Annotated in this window: 12 protein-coding genes and 1 pseudogene; 11 read left to right on the top strand and 2 right to left on the bottom strand. The window is 53.4% G+C overall.

What is annotated here, in order from left to right; all coding sequences use genetic code 11:
• Window positions 1–349 precede the first annotated feature (349 nt).
• Window positions 350–3,964 (top strand): autotransporter domain-containing protein, encoded by a 3,615-nt coding sequence (locus ACR0A1_RS01870; RefSeq protein ID WP_480866007.1) that lies wholly within the window; start codon window positions 350–352, stop codon window positions 3,962–3,964.
• 305 nt (window positions 3,965–4,269) lie between these two features.
• Here the strand turns inward: ACR0A1_RS01870 and ACR0A1_RS01865 are convergent.
• Window positions 4,270–4,892 (bottom strand): annotated as a pseudogene (locus ACR0A1_RS01865) (IS6 family transposase); the annotation flags it as partial.
• A gap of 443 nt (window positions 4,893–5,335) precedes the next feature.
• Window positions 5,336–6,115: an MOSC domain-containing protein gene (locus ACR0A1_RS01860; RefSeq protein WP_170399685.1), complete on the bottom strand. Its 780-nt coding sequence runs from the start codon at window positions 6,113–6,115 to the stop codon at window positions 5,336–5,338.
• A 399-nt stretch (window positions 6,116–6,514) separates the two neighbouring features.
• Here ACR0A1_RS01860 and ACR0A1_RS01855 point away from each other — a divergent pair, with 399 nt between their 5' ends.
• The 10 genes from ACR0A1_RS01855 to ACR0A1_RS01810 all read left to right on the top strand — a co-directional run bounded on the left by ACR0A1_RS01855 (window position 6,515) and on the right by ACR0A1_RS01810 (window position 17,003).
• The gene (locus ACR0A1_RS01855) at window positions 6,515–7,834 is read left to right on the top strand and encodes an extracellular solute-binding protein (protein ID WP_170567723.1); all 1,320 of its coding nucleotides are present in this window, start codon (window positions 6,515–6,517) and stop codon (window positions 7,832–7,834) included.
• A 79-nt stretch (window positions 7,835–7,913) separates the two neighbouring features.
• Window positions 7,914–8,861 carry a carbohydrate ABC transporter permease gene (locus tag ACR0A1_RS01850; protein WP_170403466.1) on the top strand — a complete coding sequence of 316 codons (948 nt, stop codon included), beginning with the start codon at window positions 7,914–7,916 and terminating at the stop codon, window positions 8,859–8,861.
• Entirely contained in the window at window positions 8,858–9,796 is a 939-nt protein-coding gene (locus tag ACR0A1_RS01845) for a carbohydrate ABC transporter permease (RefSeq protein WP_010442361.1), read from the top strand. Before ACR0A1_RS01850 ends, ACR0A1_RS01845 begins: the two co-directional genes overlap by 4 nt.
• Complete coding sequence (locus ACR0A1_RS01840; protein ID WP_170399676.1) at window positions 9,793–9,981, top strand: hypothetical protein; 189 nt, start codon at window positions 9,793–9,795, stop codon at window positions 9,979–9,981. The genes ACR0A1_RS01845 and ACR0A1_RS01840 overlap by 4 nt, the downstream gene beginning before the upstream one ends.
• Window positions 9,982–9,983: 2 nt before the next feature.
• Window positions 9,984–11,081 carry an ABC transporter ATP-binding protein gene (locus ACR0A1_RS01835; RefSeq protein ID WP_170403464.1) on the top strand — a complete coding sequence of 366 codons (1,098 nt, stop codon included), beginning with the start codon at window positions 9,984–9,986 and terminating at the stop codon, window positions 11,079–11,081.
• Window positions 11,074–12,066: an ABC transporter ATP-binding protein gene (locus tag ACR0A1_RS01830; protein WP_480737424.1), complete on the top strand. Its 993-nt coding sequence runs from the start codon at window positions 11,074–11,076 to the stop codon at window positions 12,064–12,066. Before ACR0A1_RS01835 ends, ACR0A1_RS01830 begins: the two co-directional genes overlap by 8 nt.
• 11 nt (window positions 12,067–12,077) lie before the next feature.
• Window positions 12,078–13,700 carry a dihydroxyacetone kinase subunit DhaK gene (locus tag ACR0A1_RS01825; RefSeq protein WP_170626548.1) on the top strand — a complete coding sequence of 541 codons (1,623 nt, stop codon included), beginning with the start codon at window positions 12,078–12,080 and terminating at the stop codon, window positions 13,698–13,700.
• 7 nt (window positions 13,701–13,707) lie between these two features.
• Window positions 13,708–14,766, top strand: a complete 1,059-nt coding sequence (locus tag ACR0A1_RS01820; RefSeq protein ID WP_480866004.1) for a LacI family DNA-binding transcriptional regulator — start codon at window positions 13,708–13,710, stop codon at window positions 14,764–14,766.
• 27 nt (window positions 14,767–14,793) lie between these two features.
• Complete coding sequence (locus ACR0A1_RS01815) at window positions 14,794–15,849, top strand: sugar phosphate isomerase/epimerase family protein (protein WP_480866002.1); 1,056 nt, start codon at window positions 14,794–14,796, stop codon at window positions 15,847–15,849.
• Window positions 15,849–17,003 (top strand): Gfo/Idh/MocA family protein, encoded by a 1,155-nt coding sequence (locus ACR0A1_RS01810; protein ID WP_480866000.1) that lies wholly within the window; start codon window positions 15,849–15,851, stop codon window positions 17,001–17,003. The genes ACR0A1_RS01815 and ACR0A1_RS01810 overlap by 1 nt, the downstream gene beginning before the upstream one ends.
• Window position 17,004: the final 1 nt, after the last annotated feature.

Here is a 17,004-nt window from a genome sequence, read left to right as displayed (position 1 = left end):
CCCGTTGCAGACATTCGACGTGTATCCGAAGTTCTGCGCTAAGAGCGCTCAGCAGAAATTCGAGTGGGCACGAGTTCTAAACCCGTTTGGCATTCATGCAGACAGATGGAGGTTATTTGAATAATTCTATCATTCCGTCGGATCCAAGTAGGGAGCTGCCGCTGGCCGGTTTTTTCAGAGCATGCATGTGATCAAATTGCATCATACAAAAGACCAGTCAGAAATTCGTTAATATATCGTTAATCGGAACATCAAAAAGCCATCTTTTTTTTGCTGCTAACAAATACGCGGAGGTTTTCGCGCAAAAAAGTTGCGGTGGTTTCCAGACCACTCTTAAGGGGTGAACAAGATGTTACGAGTAAGCGGTTTGAACCGCAAAGCGCGCCGTCGTACAGCGGCACTTTCCAAAGCGCAGACGAGCAAATACCATCAAGGAAAATCCGCTGCATATCGCGCTTTCGCTGCTCCAGTTGCTGCCGGTGCGATAGGTTTGGGTGCATCGATTGGAGTGGCAACTCCTTCGATCGCGCAAACGGTTGTTCCCCCATCAAACGGTCCGTGCAGTGTTGCGGGTGACCTCGCCACCTGTACGGGAGATGTTTCAACGGGTGTTCAGGCAAACGGGCCGGCAATCGAAACGCTCAATATCAATAACGTGACTGCTCCGGGAATTACACCAGGCGGTGGAACAGACGGAGTGGCTTTCAGCACACCAACAGGTAACGTAACCCTTAACATCCAGACGAATGGAACCGACGGCATTGTCACGACGGGGAACGGCGCGGATGGGATTGTTGTGGATGCGGACGGCGACGGGGATGTTTCGATCACATCGACGGGCGAAATTGCAACCGACGGACGTCGATCCTTTGGCATTCGATCCGATCTTGAGGGTGACGGTGCCATTTCGGTTAACTCGACCGGCAATATCACGACATCCGGACCCAGCAGAAGCGCCGGTATCGGCGCTACTCAACAAGGTGGTGATGGCGATGTGTCAGTGGTTTCAGCGGGTCGTATAAGCACATCGGGCAGCCGTTCAGACGGAATCTACGCCAATCAGGACGGTGGAGACGGCACGGTATCGGTCAACTCAGCGGGCGATATCAGCACAATTCGAAATCGATCAACAGGCATCACCGCTCTTCAGAGTGGCGGCGAAGGGGATGTCTCGGTGGTGTCGAATGGCAATATCTCGACGGCTGGAAACAACTCTGGCGGTATACTTGGACAGCAAAGCGATGACGATGGCGATGTCGCGATCCAATCAACCGGAAACATCACAACAGAAGGAAACAACGCGAACGCCGTCTTGGCGCGTCAAAATGGCGGCGATGGGGATATCACAGTTGAATCCGAGGGCAACCTCTCGACTTCTGGAAATAACGCCCGCGGGATCTTTGCACGGCAAGACGACGGTGATGGCAACATCACGATCCGCTCGACCGGAAATATCACGACAGAAGGAAACAACGCCGATGGTATCTTTGTCCGCCAACGAGGCGGAAACGGAGATATCAGCGTCACTTCGTCGGGCAATATTTCGTCCGCAAGGGACGGCATCCGCGCGCTTCTGACCAATGATGGCGACATTACAATTTCGAACCGGGGCGATGTCAGCGGCGCAGCAGCGGGCGACGGTATCAACGCCACGGTGAATGGCGCTGGTGATGTCGTCGTCGACAGCATCGGGGATATTACTGGCAGAGAATACGGGATTTACGGCGTAGCAAATGGAACAGGCAACGTAACGGTCAATTCCAACGGCAACATTTCTGCTGAAGAAGAACATGCGATCTTTGCTGACGCGGAGGACGGGAATGTGACCGTCAATGTGACGGGCGACGTCCAATCCCTCGATAGCGATGCAATTGATGTGGAAACCGGCAGCCCCGGAGGCGTGATTGACGTCACTGTGGTGGGCAATATCACTGGCGATGCGATCGGCATTGACGCTGATGCCGAGGATTCCGGTGATATCAACATTCAGGTCACAGGTGATATCCGCGCCGGTTCGGATGACGGCATCGAAGCCGAAGTTGATGGTGACGGCGATATCTCGATCACGATGAACGGTGATATCGAAGCAAGCGAACACGGGATCCGCAGCTTTGTTGCTGGCGACGGAAACATCTCGGTTGAAGCGTCGGGTGAAATTGCGGCGGACAATATTGATGGCATTAACGCTGAAATAGACGGAAACGGCGATGTTACTATTTCGGCATCCGGTACCATCGATGCCGAAGTCGACGGAATCTTCGCCCATGTAACCGAGAACGGCAACATAAGCATTACAAACGCTGCATCCATAATCGCCAGAAACGACGAGGGAATTGACGCCGAAATCTTCGGAGATGGCGATGTCTTCATTAGAAACTCGGGGCGGATAACCTCTCGCGAAGACGATGCGATCGAAGTGGATGTCGAGGGAAGCGGCGATGTCAGCATTGTGAACTCTGCCCAGCTCACCGCCGATTCCGACGCGATCGATATCGAACTAAACGGTGACGGCGATGCCCGTGTGACCAATAGCGGGGCGTTGCGTTCGCTGGACAATAACGGGATCGAAGTGGACGTGGACGGAGCCGGTTCAATCACCATTGTGAACACCGGAAATATTGATGCGTTCGAATACGGTATCGAGATCGAAGATCGCGACAACAACGCCGCTGCAATAATCACAAACTCCGCCCGCATCACCGGTCGAGAAGGCTTTTCCATCGTATATGGCGGCGACGGGAACGACACGTTGAATCTCGAGCCCGGCTCGATTCTGAACGGATCGGTCGATTTCGGCAATGGCAACGATGGCATGGGGGGCACGAACCCGAATGACATTGACACGTTGAACTTTGCGCGCGGGATGAATTCGATTGTAAATTTTGCTGATGCATCGGGTGACGATAATGACCTCGCGTCCGCCCCCGAAGTCGTCAATTTTGAAGGGGCCGGCGTTGTGGCCAACAATGGCCTCACTGCGGTTTCGGTGGATACGACGGGATTCGCGGCCCAAGGTACCTTTATCAGCGATCTCACCGACGCGGTGTTCAATACGATTGACACCGCCAGCCCCTATGCGTCCGGCTCGTCCGGTGGCCAGGTTAGCAGAAACCTGGGTCCTTTCGGGTATGTTGAACAGGATAACGGCCCATATGTCTGGGGTTCGGCCTTCGGAGGAGATCGCGATGTTGAAGAAGACGGTTCAAATCTTGGATTCAGCCATCGTATGTACGGTTTCGTAGTTGGTGCCGAGACGAATGAATTCATCGATAACAGCGATTTTGGTGTTCTTGTCGGATATGACGACAGCCATATCTCGCTGGATCAAGACGCAGGAGATACCGATATCACGTCATATTTTGGTGGCGTTTACCTCGAAAGGGACTACGGACGATACAGCCTCAACGCAGCGCTTCTTGCTGGCGTAACCGACAATGAAGCGACCCGAAACGTTGATGGCGGCGAAGCGAAAGGCGATTTTGACGGCACGTTCGTTTCGCCATCGCTCTCGATCTCGGCACCCATCAACGCCTTGCCAATTCCTGCCTTCTTCAGTGCACGCGCAAGCTATGTCTTTCTGAAACTTGATGAATATACCGAAGCAGGAACCGCGTATCCGCTGACTGTCGAAGATCGGAACGTTTCGCTGTTCAACACGCGGGCGCAATTGAACTTGCCCCGCCGCTACGAGGCCGCAAATGGATCGAGTACCTACCTGAACTGGGCCGTTGGAGTAGATGCAACTTTTGATGCAGGATCCGACGATGTGGACGCAATCGTAGCAGCGACGCCCTTTTCTTTCGTAGCTTCAACAGAAGATGCAGCTGCAGGATTTCTTGGCTTTACGCTTGAACATACCTCTGCAGATGGAAACCGATCGATAGGCTTCAGCGGCGAGTTTCAATCAACCTTTGGTGGTGGATCCAGTGTTGTCGGAGAACTCACGGCTTCCATAAGGTTCTAAACCAACGAATTGCCGTATTGTTTGGTCAAATGTTGGTTCTTAACAGCCTCTTCAAACTGACTGCCTTAACATGGGAGCGTCTGTTTAGTTTCGTCACGCACGTCCAAGCCATCTACGCCTACGAAATCACAGGGGCTTTTTTGTATTTTCGAATCTAGCCGTAGGCGTCGACCGCGAAGGTCGGATTTCGCCTCCGCTACCGGATAGGTTTGCAACTGCAGAGAATGTCAGCTTCCCGCCCTTCGGGACCAAAGTGCTGTCAGACGAATTCGAACCAGTCTCAGTTTGCCACGGAAACCGCGAACCTACCCGGAACAAAGTTGACGCCACTCGCTAAGAGCAGCGGCGCGGGTCAGCTTGACGGTGTCTCGGCTGGCTAGCGATCTTTCCTGTTTGAAGTGGTTGTATACGGAGGAATGGACGGCGGCGAATTTCTGCAGACTTCGCATGCGCACGAAACGTTGCATGGCGCGTTCACGCCGTCGGAAAGGAAGGTGTGAATTCTCGACTCGGTTGTTAAGCCACCTGCCCGTCTGTTGTTTTTCGGTAGCGCCAAGCTCTCCAAGAGCGGCCCGGTACGATGCGAAGCGATCCGTGACGACGGTTTCCGCTTTACCGTATCGCTACATCAATTTCTTGGGGAATTTCAGTGCTGCTGCTTTGTTTCGACGTTTGGTAACGATTGCTTCGAGCACTTCGCCCTCATGATCGACGGCCCGCTAGAGGTAGTGTCTCTTGCCATTCAGCTTCACGAAAACCTCGTCCACGTGCCCTTCCATTTGGAGTATGCTCTGAATAGCTGAACACGCTTTCTTCGGATCTCAGCAGCAAACATTGGGCCAAACCTGTTCCACCAGTACCGGACAGTTTCGTGGCTCACGTCGATGCCTCGCGCGTGCAACAAATCTTCGACATTCCGAAGCGCAACGCCGGGTGGACAAAGAGGCACCGCGGGACTGATCGGTAGATTGAGGTTGTTCAACGACTTCAACACCGGAACCCATGTTCTCCCATGGACGTCAGCAATCCCGATCTTCATGCTTTCAACGTGGAAGCTGCCATAGGTTACGTTCTGAAGGAAGCAGGACCCGAGGTCGCAGCCCAATATCAATATAGTGTGCAAAGATTGCAGCCCGGTGAACGCCGGATTTTTTACAATGCAGTTTTGGGACAGAGGAGGTCCTACTCAGCGCGGTACACGACAGGCCCTCCTAAGTTCAAAAAGTCGTAGCAGAATTTCTCATTGCGAAGCGAAATGATGTAACGCCTCAAATGGCAGAAATCGCCGCTTTGCTGAGAGTAGACACAAATCATTTGAGAGAACGCGGGACAAACCGCCCGGGGTTGCTACTTTGGCGGTGTGAGTAACATTCAATTTAAGATTTCCCCAGTTTGGCCGACTCTCAACGTTCCGCCTTTAGCAACCTCAACATAGACACCCATGTCCGTATGACCCATCAACACCCGAATTTGATAGGGTATCTTCATGTCCCGCTCGGCCGTTTCCGGGTTCACTTCAGTGGCTGCACACCTTTTCGTACGTGAAAGTATCTTTAACTCAACATCGCCAAATCTGAAAACTGATCCAGCTTCATCCAACTCAGAAAACGGAGGTAAACCGTCCATCTCGATATTCGCCCGGAAGCGCGCTGGGTGGATTTCTGCGTTCAGTTTTTCACCCAACTTTTCCACAGACGCCAAATTTAAAACGGATATCGCGTTCATCATTTTGGGTGATACGACAGACACATCTGTAAACCGATGAGGAGCCGACGAAACGAATATTGGCGGTTCGGGATCTTTTAAGCCGATCTCTGAAGAAAGGAAATTTGACGCATTTTTCCGATCTTCTGCAGCTTGCATGTTAAAGCTGTGTGTTTTGCCGCTCGCTTTGATCACAAGATCTTGGGTCTCAATATCAAAATTCGTCTTAACACCTGCCAGAGCAGCCTCATTTAATAGAACAACAAAGCGATCTTTCGGCAGAGGCTGGGGGTTCTGTGCGTTAAATCCGGAGTTGTAGCGCGCGAACCCGAAAAGGCGATCACCTGGAATCCCCTCCCCTGCTCGCAGCGTCACGGTTTGCATAGGCTCGGCACTCAATCCTTTAATTGGATAGCGGTTCAATCTGACGATAGAGAGTGTGTTCATACGTCTGCACCTGACCAAACGAGTTATACACGTTCCCGAGTGGTCCGCGCTATTCGACGCTACCTCCAATTCTCAAAGGTATCGACCAAATAATCTGTGAGTGCTTCAGCAGAGGGTTCGCTAAACGCGTTGGCCGCATGATGGCCGCGATTGTAGGCTGTGCCAATTTTAGTCGATAGAGCCATTTAATACCTCGCTGACGAGAATAGATGCGTATCAAGAAAAATAAACAAATTCTCATATAGTCAACGACTAAGAAGCAAATTGAACGTTCCTCTCCGCCATTTTGAGGTACGAACCTCAAATATTTCTGGACTTGAGGTGCGTACCTCAAATAGCCTTATAGACACGCCGCGATTCGCACATCCTCGAATGACGGCGCAAAAAAGGGAGGAATGGATGACTTACACAAAACTGGCTTCGGCCAGCGCAATAGTCCTTGCCGCTACTACTCTTTCTACCAAGGCAAATGCTGAAGACCTGACGCTCTGTTGGGCTGCATGGGACCCGGCCAACGCGCTTGTTGAGCTATCAAAAGAATTCGAAGCAGAATCCGGCCACACGATGAACTTCGAATTTGTTCCCTGGCCAAACTTTGCCGACCGGATGCTGAACGAGCTGAACTCTGGGGGTAAGCTCTGCGACCTGTTGATCGGAGATAGTCAGTGGATCGGCGGGGGCGCTGAAAACGGTCATTATGTAAAACTGAATGATTTCTTCGATGCCGAGAGCATCAGCATGGACGATTTCGCGCCGGCAACGGTTTACGCCTATTCGACATGGCCTAAAGGTACTCCGAACTACTACGCATTGCCCGCAATGGGGGATGCAAACGGCTGGTTCTATCGCAAGGACTGGTTCGAGAATCCGGACATCCAAGCTGCGTACAAGGAAGCAACAGGGCAAGAATTGCGTGAACCTCAGTCTCAGAAAGAATTGCTGCAAATCGCGCAGTTTTTCCAGGGCCGTGAGATCGATGGAAAGACGGTCTACGGTGCGGCGATCTTTACTGAGCGTGGTTCCGAAGGGATCACCATGGGTGTGACCGGAGCGCTCTATCCGTGGGGCTTCAAATATGAAAACACACCAGGATCCTACGATATGGAGGGTGCCGTAAACTCGCCCGAAGCAGTCGAAGCGCTAGAGTTTTACAAAGAATTCTACAAAACAGCGACACCCCCAGGATACACAAACTCCTACATGGGCGAGAGCTTGGACGCCTTTAAGTCCGGTCAGGTCGCCATGGCTATGAACTGGTTTGCGTTCTTCCCGGGTCTCTATGCCGATCCCAATACCGGTGGTGACAAGATCGACTTCTTCGTCAACCCACCACAAAATCAGGCAGGCTCGACACTGGGCGGACAAGGTATCTCTGTTGTCAGCTACTCTGACAAACAGGACGCCGCGCTTGAGTACATTAAGTGGTTCGCGCAGCCAGAAGTTCAGGCCAAATGGTGGGAACTAGGCGGCTACTCGGCACATAATTCGGTGCTGGAAGATCCTGGTTTCGTAGACAGCCAACCGTTCGCCGGTGACTTCCTGGAAGCAATGGCCGGGGTGCAGGATTTCTGGCAAGAGCCTGCCTACGCGGAACTGCTGCTGGCAATGCAGAAGCGCATCCACGACTACGTGGTTGCCGACCAAGGCACAGCTCAAGAAGCGCTTGATCTTCTGATCGAAGATTGGACGGAAGTCTTCGAAGACGAAGGCAAGCTTTAGTCCGGACACAGGCAGGAGCGGGTGCAAACCCGCTCTACCTTCACCCGTGAGTCCTAAACCAACAAGAACTGGCAAAGAGATGTCTGACAGGACCGTAGATCGCGTTGCGCAGGCAACGCCCGAGCGAGTTGCGCGAAAAATTCGGGGGTTATCCGACCGCGCGATCGCCTGGATATTCATCTCCCCAACGATATTTCTACTGCTGGCGATCAATATCTTCCCTTTGATCTGGACCATCCAACTGAGCTTTACCAACTACAAGGCCAACCGGATCGGGCGCGAGGTCAAAGATGTCGGGTTCAGGAATTACGAGCGCATCCTGACAGACTCGGACACATGGCTGAACATGCAGGCGACGGCGCATTTCCTGTTCTGGACGATTTTTTTTCAAGTCCTGATCGGATTTACTCTGGCGTGGTTGATCAACAAGAAATTCAAGGGCAATGATCTTTGGACCACGATCATCGTGCTGCCGATGATGTTGTCGCCTGCCGTCGTCGGGAACTTCTGGAAGTTTCTCTATCAGCCCCAGATCGGTCTGTTTAACTACATCGTATCGTGGTTTACCGGCAAAGACCCGTCGAGCTTTGAGATGCTCGGGTCCGTAACGCTGGCGCCCTGGTCCATCGTGATTGTCGACACCTGGATGTGGACCCCCTTCGTGATGCTCATCTGTCTGGCCGGGCTGCGCAGTATTCCCGATTACATCTACGAGGCAGCTGAGATCGACAGGGCCAGCAAGCTGCGCCAGTTCTTTACGATTACCATCCCGATGGTCCTGCCATTCCTCATGTTGGCGGTGCTGTTTAGAGGGATCGAGAACTTCAAGATGTTCGATCTGGTGGTGCAACTGACGGGCGGCGGGCCAGGGTCTGTTACGGAGCTGACCTCCATCAATTTGAAGCGCGAAGCCTTTGAGAAATGGCGCACGGGTTATGCCTCGGCCTATGCGATCATCCTTTTCGTCACCGTGTTCGGCCTCGCGTCGATCTACGTCAAAGCCCTGAACAAGGTGAAACAGAGATGAGCAGTTTTTCCGTCACCGAACCTTCGAACCGTTCAAAGTGGATCGCCGGGTTTCTGGTTATCACCTATGCGCTGATCACGATGATCCCGCTGGTTTGGATTTTGCTAACTGGCTTCAAGTCTCCAGCCGATGCGATCAGCTACCCACCCAAGGTTGTCTTTGATCCAACGCTAGAAGGCTATGTCAATCTCTTCACCACTCGCACACGGCAGACGCAGGAGTTCCTGGAAGCCAACCCGCCACAGAACTGGGCAGATGAGATCGTCCGGCAATATGACATGGTTATTGTCGGGCCATCCAAGTTTGGCGAGCGTTTTATGAATTCGGTGATCATCGGGTTTGGATCGACGTTCCTAAGCATCTTCCTTGGCACCTTGGCTGCTTATGCATTCAGCCGTTTCAAGGTGCCGCTCAAGGATGACCTTCTGTTCTTCATCCTCAGTACGAGAATGATGCCCCCGGTTGCCGTTGCGATCCCAATCTTTCTGATGTTCAGAAACCTCGGTCTAAGCGACACGCATTTGGGGATGATCCTTCTCTATACGGGTGTGAACATCTCGTTGGCTGTTTGGCTGCTGAAAGGGTTCATCGACGAAATCCCGCGAGAGTACGAGGAAGCGGCACTAATAGACGGCTACACGCGGTTTCAGGCGTTTTACAAAGTTGTACTGCCGCAGGCTGCGACGGGTATCGCTTCGACAGCGATCTTCTGCCTTATCTTTGCATGGAACGAGTATGCGTTTGCCGTGTTGCTGACATCCGCGAATGCGCAGACCGCGCCGCCCTTTATTCCAACCATCATCGGGATCGGTGGGCTGGATTGGCCTGCAGTTGCGGCTGGTGCCACGATCTTCCTGATTCCGGTCATGATTTTCACCATCCTGATGCGCAAACACCTGCTGCGCGGGATCACATTCGGAGCGGTGCGCAAATGAGCGAGTTTCTATCAGGATTAATGCGTTTTCGCCGAGGCCCTTGGGAGATGGTCGCGACCATCCTCATCGCGGTCGGCGTATTTATGCTGATGCAACCGTTCGTCCTTTGGGCGTTCACTTATTCCTTCATCGTTACGCTGATCGGAACTGTCATGTTCATCATCGTCAGCCATTTTCCGGAGTAGAAATGGCCCAGATCGTTGTCAAAAACGTAAAGAAGATGTTCGGCGATTTCACCGCTGTGCGGGAAAGCTCGTTCACGATTGAAGATGGTGAATTCTTCATGCTGCTTGGTCCATCGGGCTGCGGCAAAACAACGACGCTGAGGATGATCGCAGGCTTGGAGCTTCCAACATCGGGTGAGATCTATCTCGACGGCGAAGAAATCAGCCAGCGACCCCCATCAGAGCGAGACATTGCATTCGTGTTCCAGATGTTTGCGCTGTATCCCCACATGAACGTGCGCAAAAATATCAGCTACCCCCTGATATCGCAGGGCATGCCGCGTGCTGCTGTAAAAGCCAAAGTAGAAGAAGTCGCGGGAATTCTGGGGATCAACGACATCCTCGATAGCCCGGTAGGTGGACTGTCAGGTGGCGACCGGCAGCGCGTGGCACTGGGCCGCGCGATCGTTCGCGAACCCAAGGCATTCATGATGGACGAACCGTTGGGTGCCTTAGATGCCGAGTTTCGAGAACACATGGCCGAAGAGTTACGCGCGCTTCATGACCGTATGGGCGCAACCACTGTTTACGTGACACACGACCAGTTGGAAGCCATGCAAATGGGCGACAAGATCGTAGTGATGAACAACGCTGTGATTGAGCAATTCGGCACACCTCAGGAAATCTACGACAAACCAGCCACAATGTTCGTTGCAGATTTTATCGGGTCCCCTTCCATGAACTTCCTGCCGTTTCAAGGAAAGGTCGCGCCTGACTCGGAAATGGTTCGACTAAATGGCCATGACGAAGCCGTGCCCAAACTGATGGAGGGGGCGGAAGGTGACTTAGTTTTTGGGGTTCGCCCTGAGCATGTTTTTCTATCGGATGCGAGCGCCTACAGAGCCAAGGTTCTGGCGACAGAATATTTGGGAACCACCCAGATCGTGACGCTGCAAAGCCCGAACGGAGAGCTGAAAGCCCGGATTGATGCGCGCGAAGTCGTAAATCCCGGCGAGACGGTGGGGTTAGAGTTCCGCTCACCCGCAGTAACACTGTTTGAAAAGGCCACCGGACGCGCGTTGAGGTCCGCTCTGAACGACGAGGTACTAAGTAATGGCTGAAGTCGTTTTAGAGAATATCTCGAAGTCATTCGGCAATCTAAAGGCGGTGGATGATATCTCAATGACGATCCCCAACGGCGCCTTTGTGGTGCTATTGGGTCCAACGGGCGCGGGAAAGACAACGACGCTGAGATTGATATCCGGACTTGAGAAACTGGATTCTGGAACCGTTCGTATTGCTGGACGGGATGTTGGAATAGAAACGCCAGCCCAGCGCGATGTGGCCATGGTTTTCCAGCAATACTCACTGTACCCGCATATGACAGTGCGGGAGAACCTGACTTTTCCTCTGAGGTCGCCGATCCTGAAGACGCCAGAGGATGAGATCAAGAGGAAGGTTAACGAAGTTGCGGACATCCTCCAGATTCCGCACAAGTTGAACAACAAAGCAACTGAACTGTCTGGCGGTGAAATGCAGCGCGTTTCAATTGGACGAGCGCTGGTGCGAGACCCCCAGATATTTCTGATGGATGAACCCCTCAGCTCTTTGGACGCCAAGCTTCGGGCGGATTTGCGGGTCGAATTAAAAAGAATTCAGGCGGATCTGGGATCGACCTTGCTATACGTGACCCATGATCAAGTCGAAGCTATGACAATGGCGACGCATATCGGCGTTTTGGAAAACGGCAGGCTGGTTCAGTACGGAACACCCCGGGACATCTATGAAAACCCCGGTAGCGTTTATGTCGCCAGCCGGTTGGGACTGCCGCGGATCAACATTCTGCCTTCCGAGCTGTTCGGAGGCAATCACAAAGGTCCGCAAATAGGTCTTCGCCCGGAAAACATCATCGAAGGAGAAGGCAGCGAAGCGCGGGTAATACGCGCAGAGCATCTGGGGGATCAAACGCGGCTACACCTGGACCTGAACGGTCACCCGGTTGTGACCTTGATTGATGTACATCAGGATTATCCATCTGGAAAACTTATAAAAATCCGCCCACACAACCCGTTGTATTTTGACGCGTCCGGCGCGCGCGTGAATTAAGGAGCAAAAGCATGGCCCAGTTCCTCAACACAAAAGAAACTTTGGTTACAGAGGCCATAGACGGTCTTCTGGCGTCTTCCGGAGGGCAACTGACCCGGTTGGACGGTTACCCGCACATCAAGGTTGTTTACAGGTCGGATTGGGACAAGTCGAAGGTCGCCCTGGTTTCTGGCGGGGGGTCTGGTCACGAACCCGCCCATGCAGGTTTTGTTGGCGCCGGTATGCTGACAGCCGCGGTGTGCGGGGAAGTGTTTGCATCCCCGTCAGTCGAGGCGGTTCTGGCGGGCATTCTTGCGGTCACGGGTGAGGCTGGGTGCCTGCTTATCGTCAAAAATTACACCGGTGATCGGTTGAACTTTGGACTGGCAGCTGAACGCGCCCGTGCATTGGGCCGCAAGGTAGAGATGGTCGTTGTCGACGATGACATCGCCCTGCCCGATCTTCCGCAACCACGTGGCGTGGCGGGTACGTTGTTCGTTCACAAAATCGCCGGAGCGCTTGCTGAAGACGGTGCTGACCTAGACACCGTTACAAATGCTGCAAGAAGCACCATTGCGAAGGTTGTCAGCATCGGTATGAGCTTGGACACCTGTACCGTTCCGGGATCTCCAAAAGAAGACCGGATCGCCCCCGGGAAAGCAGAGCTTGGCTTGGGTATTCATGGCGAGCCCGGTGTACAGCAAGTCGAGTTCTCAAATGCTGTATCGGCTATGTCCACAGTGGTGGAGAAGCTGAAGCAAAGGGTGGGGTCCGGGGATTGCGTGGCGTTGGTCAACAACCTGGGTTCTACAACTCCGCTAGAAATGGCTGTCCTTACGCATGCGTTGTCCGAAACTGGTTTTGCCCACCATATCATTGGCCCGGCACCCATGATGACGTCGCTGGATATGCACGGGTTTTCGGTTTCCATTCTGCCTGTGGATCAGGACGATTTGTCAGCCCTTGAAACACCCGTTGATCTGGCCGCATGGCCCGGGGTCGATTCCATCGGCCCGATCAAAGTGGCCCCATTGCCTGATGGCCTGACCCCTATCGATCCAATTCCTTCGAACAATCCCACCACAAGGGAAACGATCACCCGGTTGTCTGAACTGCTCATCAACGCAGAGAAGAACCTCAACGAACTGGACGCGAAATCTGGAGATGGCGATACAGGAAGCACATTGGCGACTGCCGCAAGAGCATTGCAAGGTAGCCTTGACCGCATGCCGCTTGCTGATCTGACACAACTGTTTCCGGCGTTGGGCAATGAGTTAAGTCAGACAATGGGTGGTTCTTCCGGCGTGATACTCGCAATCTTCTTCAACGCAGCTGGAGATGCCTGTGCGAGCGGAGCATCGGTACCAAAATCTCTCGTCGAAGGACTGAATCGCGTCAGCCAGGTTGGGGGTGCCAAGGTCGGTGACAGGACAATGATTGACGCCCTAGCACCGGCACTTGCCGCGCTGCCATCTGGTCTGACGCACGCGGCCGAGGCTGCCCGCAAAGGCGCGAACAACACCGCAAATATTCGACGTGCTAAGGCAGGCCGCGCAGCCTATGTTCCCGAAGAAAACCTTGTTGGACATAACGATCCCGGCGCTGAGGCTGTTGCTTTGTTGTTTGAAGGCTTAGCGCGGGAGATTGAGGGCTGAAGAACACGTGGAAGACCAAAAACAAAAACTAGAATTGGTGAAAAAGCCAACCGTTAATGACATCGCGCGCGTTGCGGGTGTTAGCCTAGCGACTGTTGACCGGGTCTTGAACAGACGCCCCGGCGTGCGGGCGGTGACCGTACAGAAAGTACAAAAGGCGATTGATGAGCTGGGGTATGTGCGCGACACGGCCGCGGCCAACCTTGCGCGTAACCGAGTTTACAACTTCCTCTTTGTTCTGCCGGACACGGACAACGAGTTTGTGGAGGCAATCAGCAGTCAGATCGCAGAACAATCACGCGACCAATTTATCGAACGGACTCGCATTGCAATAAAGAAGGTTGCTCCGTTTGAGCCCCAAGATATCGTCAACATTCTGGATGCTGTAGACAGTTTGGATATAGACGGAGTCGCCGTTTTCGGGCCCGAAACGCCTTCTGTCCGGGATGCTGTTAAAAGGCTCAGGGACAAAGGCGTTCCGGTTGTTGCCCTGGTGTCTGACTTGCCGAGTTCTGAACGAGACCACTTTGTCGGTATTGATAACGTTTCGGCAGGACGAACCGCCGCTCAGCTAATGGGGCGATTTGTGCATCGTGACGGCAAGGTCTTGGTACTTACAGGATCCCGTTTGGCACGTGACCACCTCGAACGACGTCAAGGCTTTGACCTTGTTGTGGCTGAGGAATTTCCGCACCTCGAAGTCGTAGCATCAGTCGAGGGCCGAGATGACCCGGATCTGATTTACAGGATGATGCCCGAAATATTTGAAACCTATCCAGATCTGGTCGGAATATACTCGTCAGCAGCGGGTAACGCAGGCCTGATTCAATTCCTTTCAGAAAACAAGCTCAGCGAAGATCTGGTGATCATAGCTCATGAGCTTACACCGCTCAGTCGTGAGGCGCTCACGCTCGGTACATTTGACGCTCTGATCTCGCAAGACACTGGGCACATTGTACGTTCAGCCGTCCGCCTGCTGCGCGCGACTTCGGATAAGGTTCCGTTCAACAAAGCGCAGGAACGTATCCGCATCGACATCTATCTGAAGGAAAATTTACCGCCATAGAGGCTCAGGTTTTGGGGAGGAGATTTTATGAAGACGATCAAAGGTCCAGCTTTGTTTCTTGCGCAATTTGCGGGGGACGAAGCGCCGTTCAATTCGTGGGACGCGATCACTAAATGGGCAGCTGACTGTGGATACAAAGGCGTTCAGGTGCCCAGTTGGGACGGCCGGCTGTTCGACCTGGAACAGGCCGCGTCCAGCACCGATTACTGCGATGACTTCAAAGGAAAAGCCAGGGACAATGGTGTCGAAGTTACTGAACTTTCAACGCACCTTCAGGGCCAGCTTGTGGCCGTTCACCCGGCCTATGACAGTGCATTTGACGGCTTTGCGGCCGAAAGCGTCAGAGGGAACCCGAAAGCCCGGCAAGAATGGGCAGTAGACCAGGTCAAGAAAGCGCTATCAGCTTCGAAAAACTTGGGTATTTCTGCACATGCGACATTCTCGGGCGCGTTGGCATGGCCTTATGTCTATCCTTGGCCGCAGCGCCCCGCCGGCTTGATTGAAACGGCGTTTGATGAGCTTGCGCGTCGTTGGGTGCCAATCCTTGATCACGCCGAAGACTGCGGCGTTGATGTATGCTACGAAATCCACCCCGGAGAGGACCTCCACGATGGTGTGACGTACGAGATGTTTCTGGAACGGACGGGAAATCACCCACGGGCCTGCATGCTATACGACCCGTCGCACTACGTGCTGCAATGCCTCGACTATCTGGACAATATCGACATCTACAAAGATCGGATCCGGATGTTCCATGTCAAAGATGCCGAGTTCAACCCAACCGGGCGGCAAGGTGTTTATTCCGGGTATCAAAGCTGGGTTGATCGGGCTGGGCGGTTCCGGTCGCTTGGTGATGGCCAAGTGGATTTCGGTGCGGTCTTCTCAAAAATGGCGGCGAATGACTTTGATGGTTGGGCTGTGGTCGAATGGGAATGCTGTCTCAAACACCCCGAGGATGGCGCGCGTGAAGGCGCTCAGTTTGTGTCAGATCACATCATCCGTGTGACCGAGAAAGCCTTTGATGATTTCGCTGATAGTGGCGCCGACGAAGCCGCCAATCGGAAAATGCTGGGGATTGATTGATGGTCACAGGACGCAGTGAAGAAACATCAGGACGCATTCGGCTTGGCATGGTTGGCGGCGGAAACGACGCCTTCATAGGGGGTGTTCATCGCATAGCGGCGCGACTGGACGACAAGTTCGAGCTGGTCGCCGGTGCTTTGTCTTCGACGCCAGAGAAATCTCTTGAAAGTGGTCAAGCATTGGGGCTCGAACGGGTTTATGAAGACTTCAAGAAGATGGCGATCCGGGAAGCCCGATTGAAATCTGGGATCGAGGCAGTCTCAATTGTCACGCCAAATCACGTTCACTATGCAGCCGCGCGTGAATTCCTGAAACGCGGTATTCACGTCATTTGTGACAAGCCACTCACCTCGACCCTTGCGGATGCAAAAAGACTGGTGAAGGCGGCCGAAAGCGCGAAGGCACTGTTCATTTTGACCCACAATTACACGGGCTATCCGATGGTTCGGCAGGCGCGTGAAATGGTTGCCAACGGCGAAATTGGCAAGATTCGTGTGGTTCAAGTTGAGTACCCGCAGGACTGGCTGACCGAGCAGCAGGATTTCAAACAGGCTGAGTGGCGAACCGATCCCGAACGCTCGGGCGCGGGTGGATCAATCGGTGACATCGGAACCCATGCCTACAACCTCGCTTGCTTTGTAACCGGGCTGACTGCGGAAAGCCTGGCGGCGGATTTGCAGGCCTTTGTGCCGGGGCGCAAGGTCGATGATAACGCCCACGTTTTGCTTCGCTTTGAAGGCGGCGCGCGTGGTATGCTGTGGTCGTCTCAGGTGGCGCCCGGTAACGAAAACGCATTGCGCTTGCGGGTCTATGGCGAAAAAGGTGGGTTGGAGTGGTCTCAGGAAGATCCCAATTACCTTTGGTTCACGCCATACAACAAACCCAAGCGTCTGATCACCCGAAATGGAGCTGGAGCAGGTGACGCTGCCAATCGGTTGAGTAGAGTCCCTCCGGGCCATCCCGAGGGATATCTTGAAGGTTTCGCAAATATCTATGGAGAGGCTGCTGAGGCAATCCAAGCTTTCCGAGGCGGGATTTCACCTAGTACTTCGGTTGTCTATCCAACGGTCCATGATGGACTCAATGGTGTAAAGTTTGTAGCCGCATGCGTACAAAGCTCTTCAAGGAATGCAGCTTGGATCAAGTTAGAGTAAA

This window comes from Ruegeria sp. D6, assembly GCF_056534365.1.
Note: the sequence above shows the minus strand (reverse complement) of the source record. Positions and strands in the feature narration are given on the sequence as shown.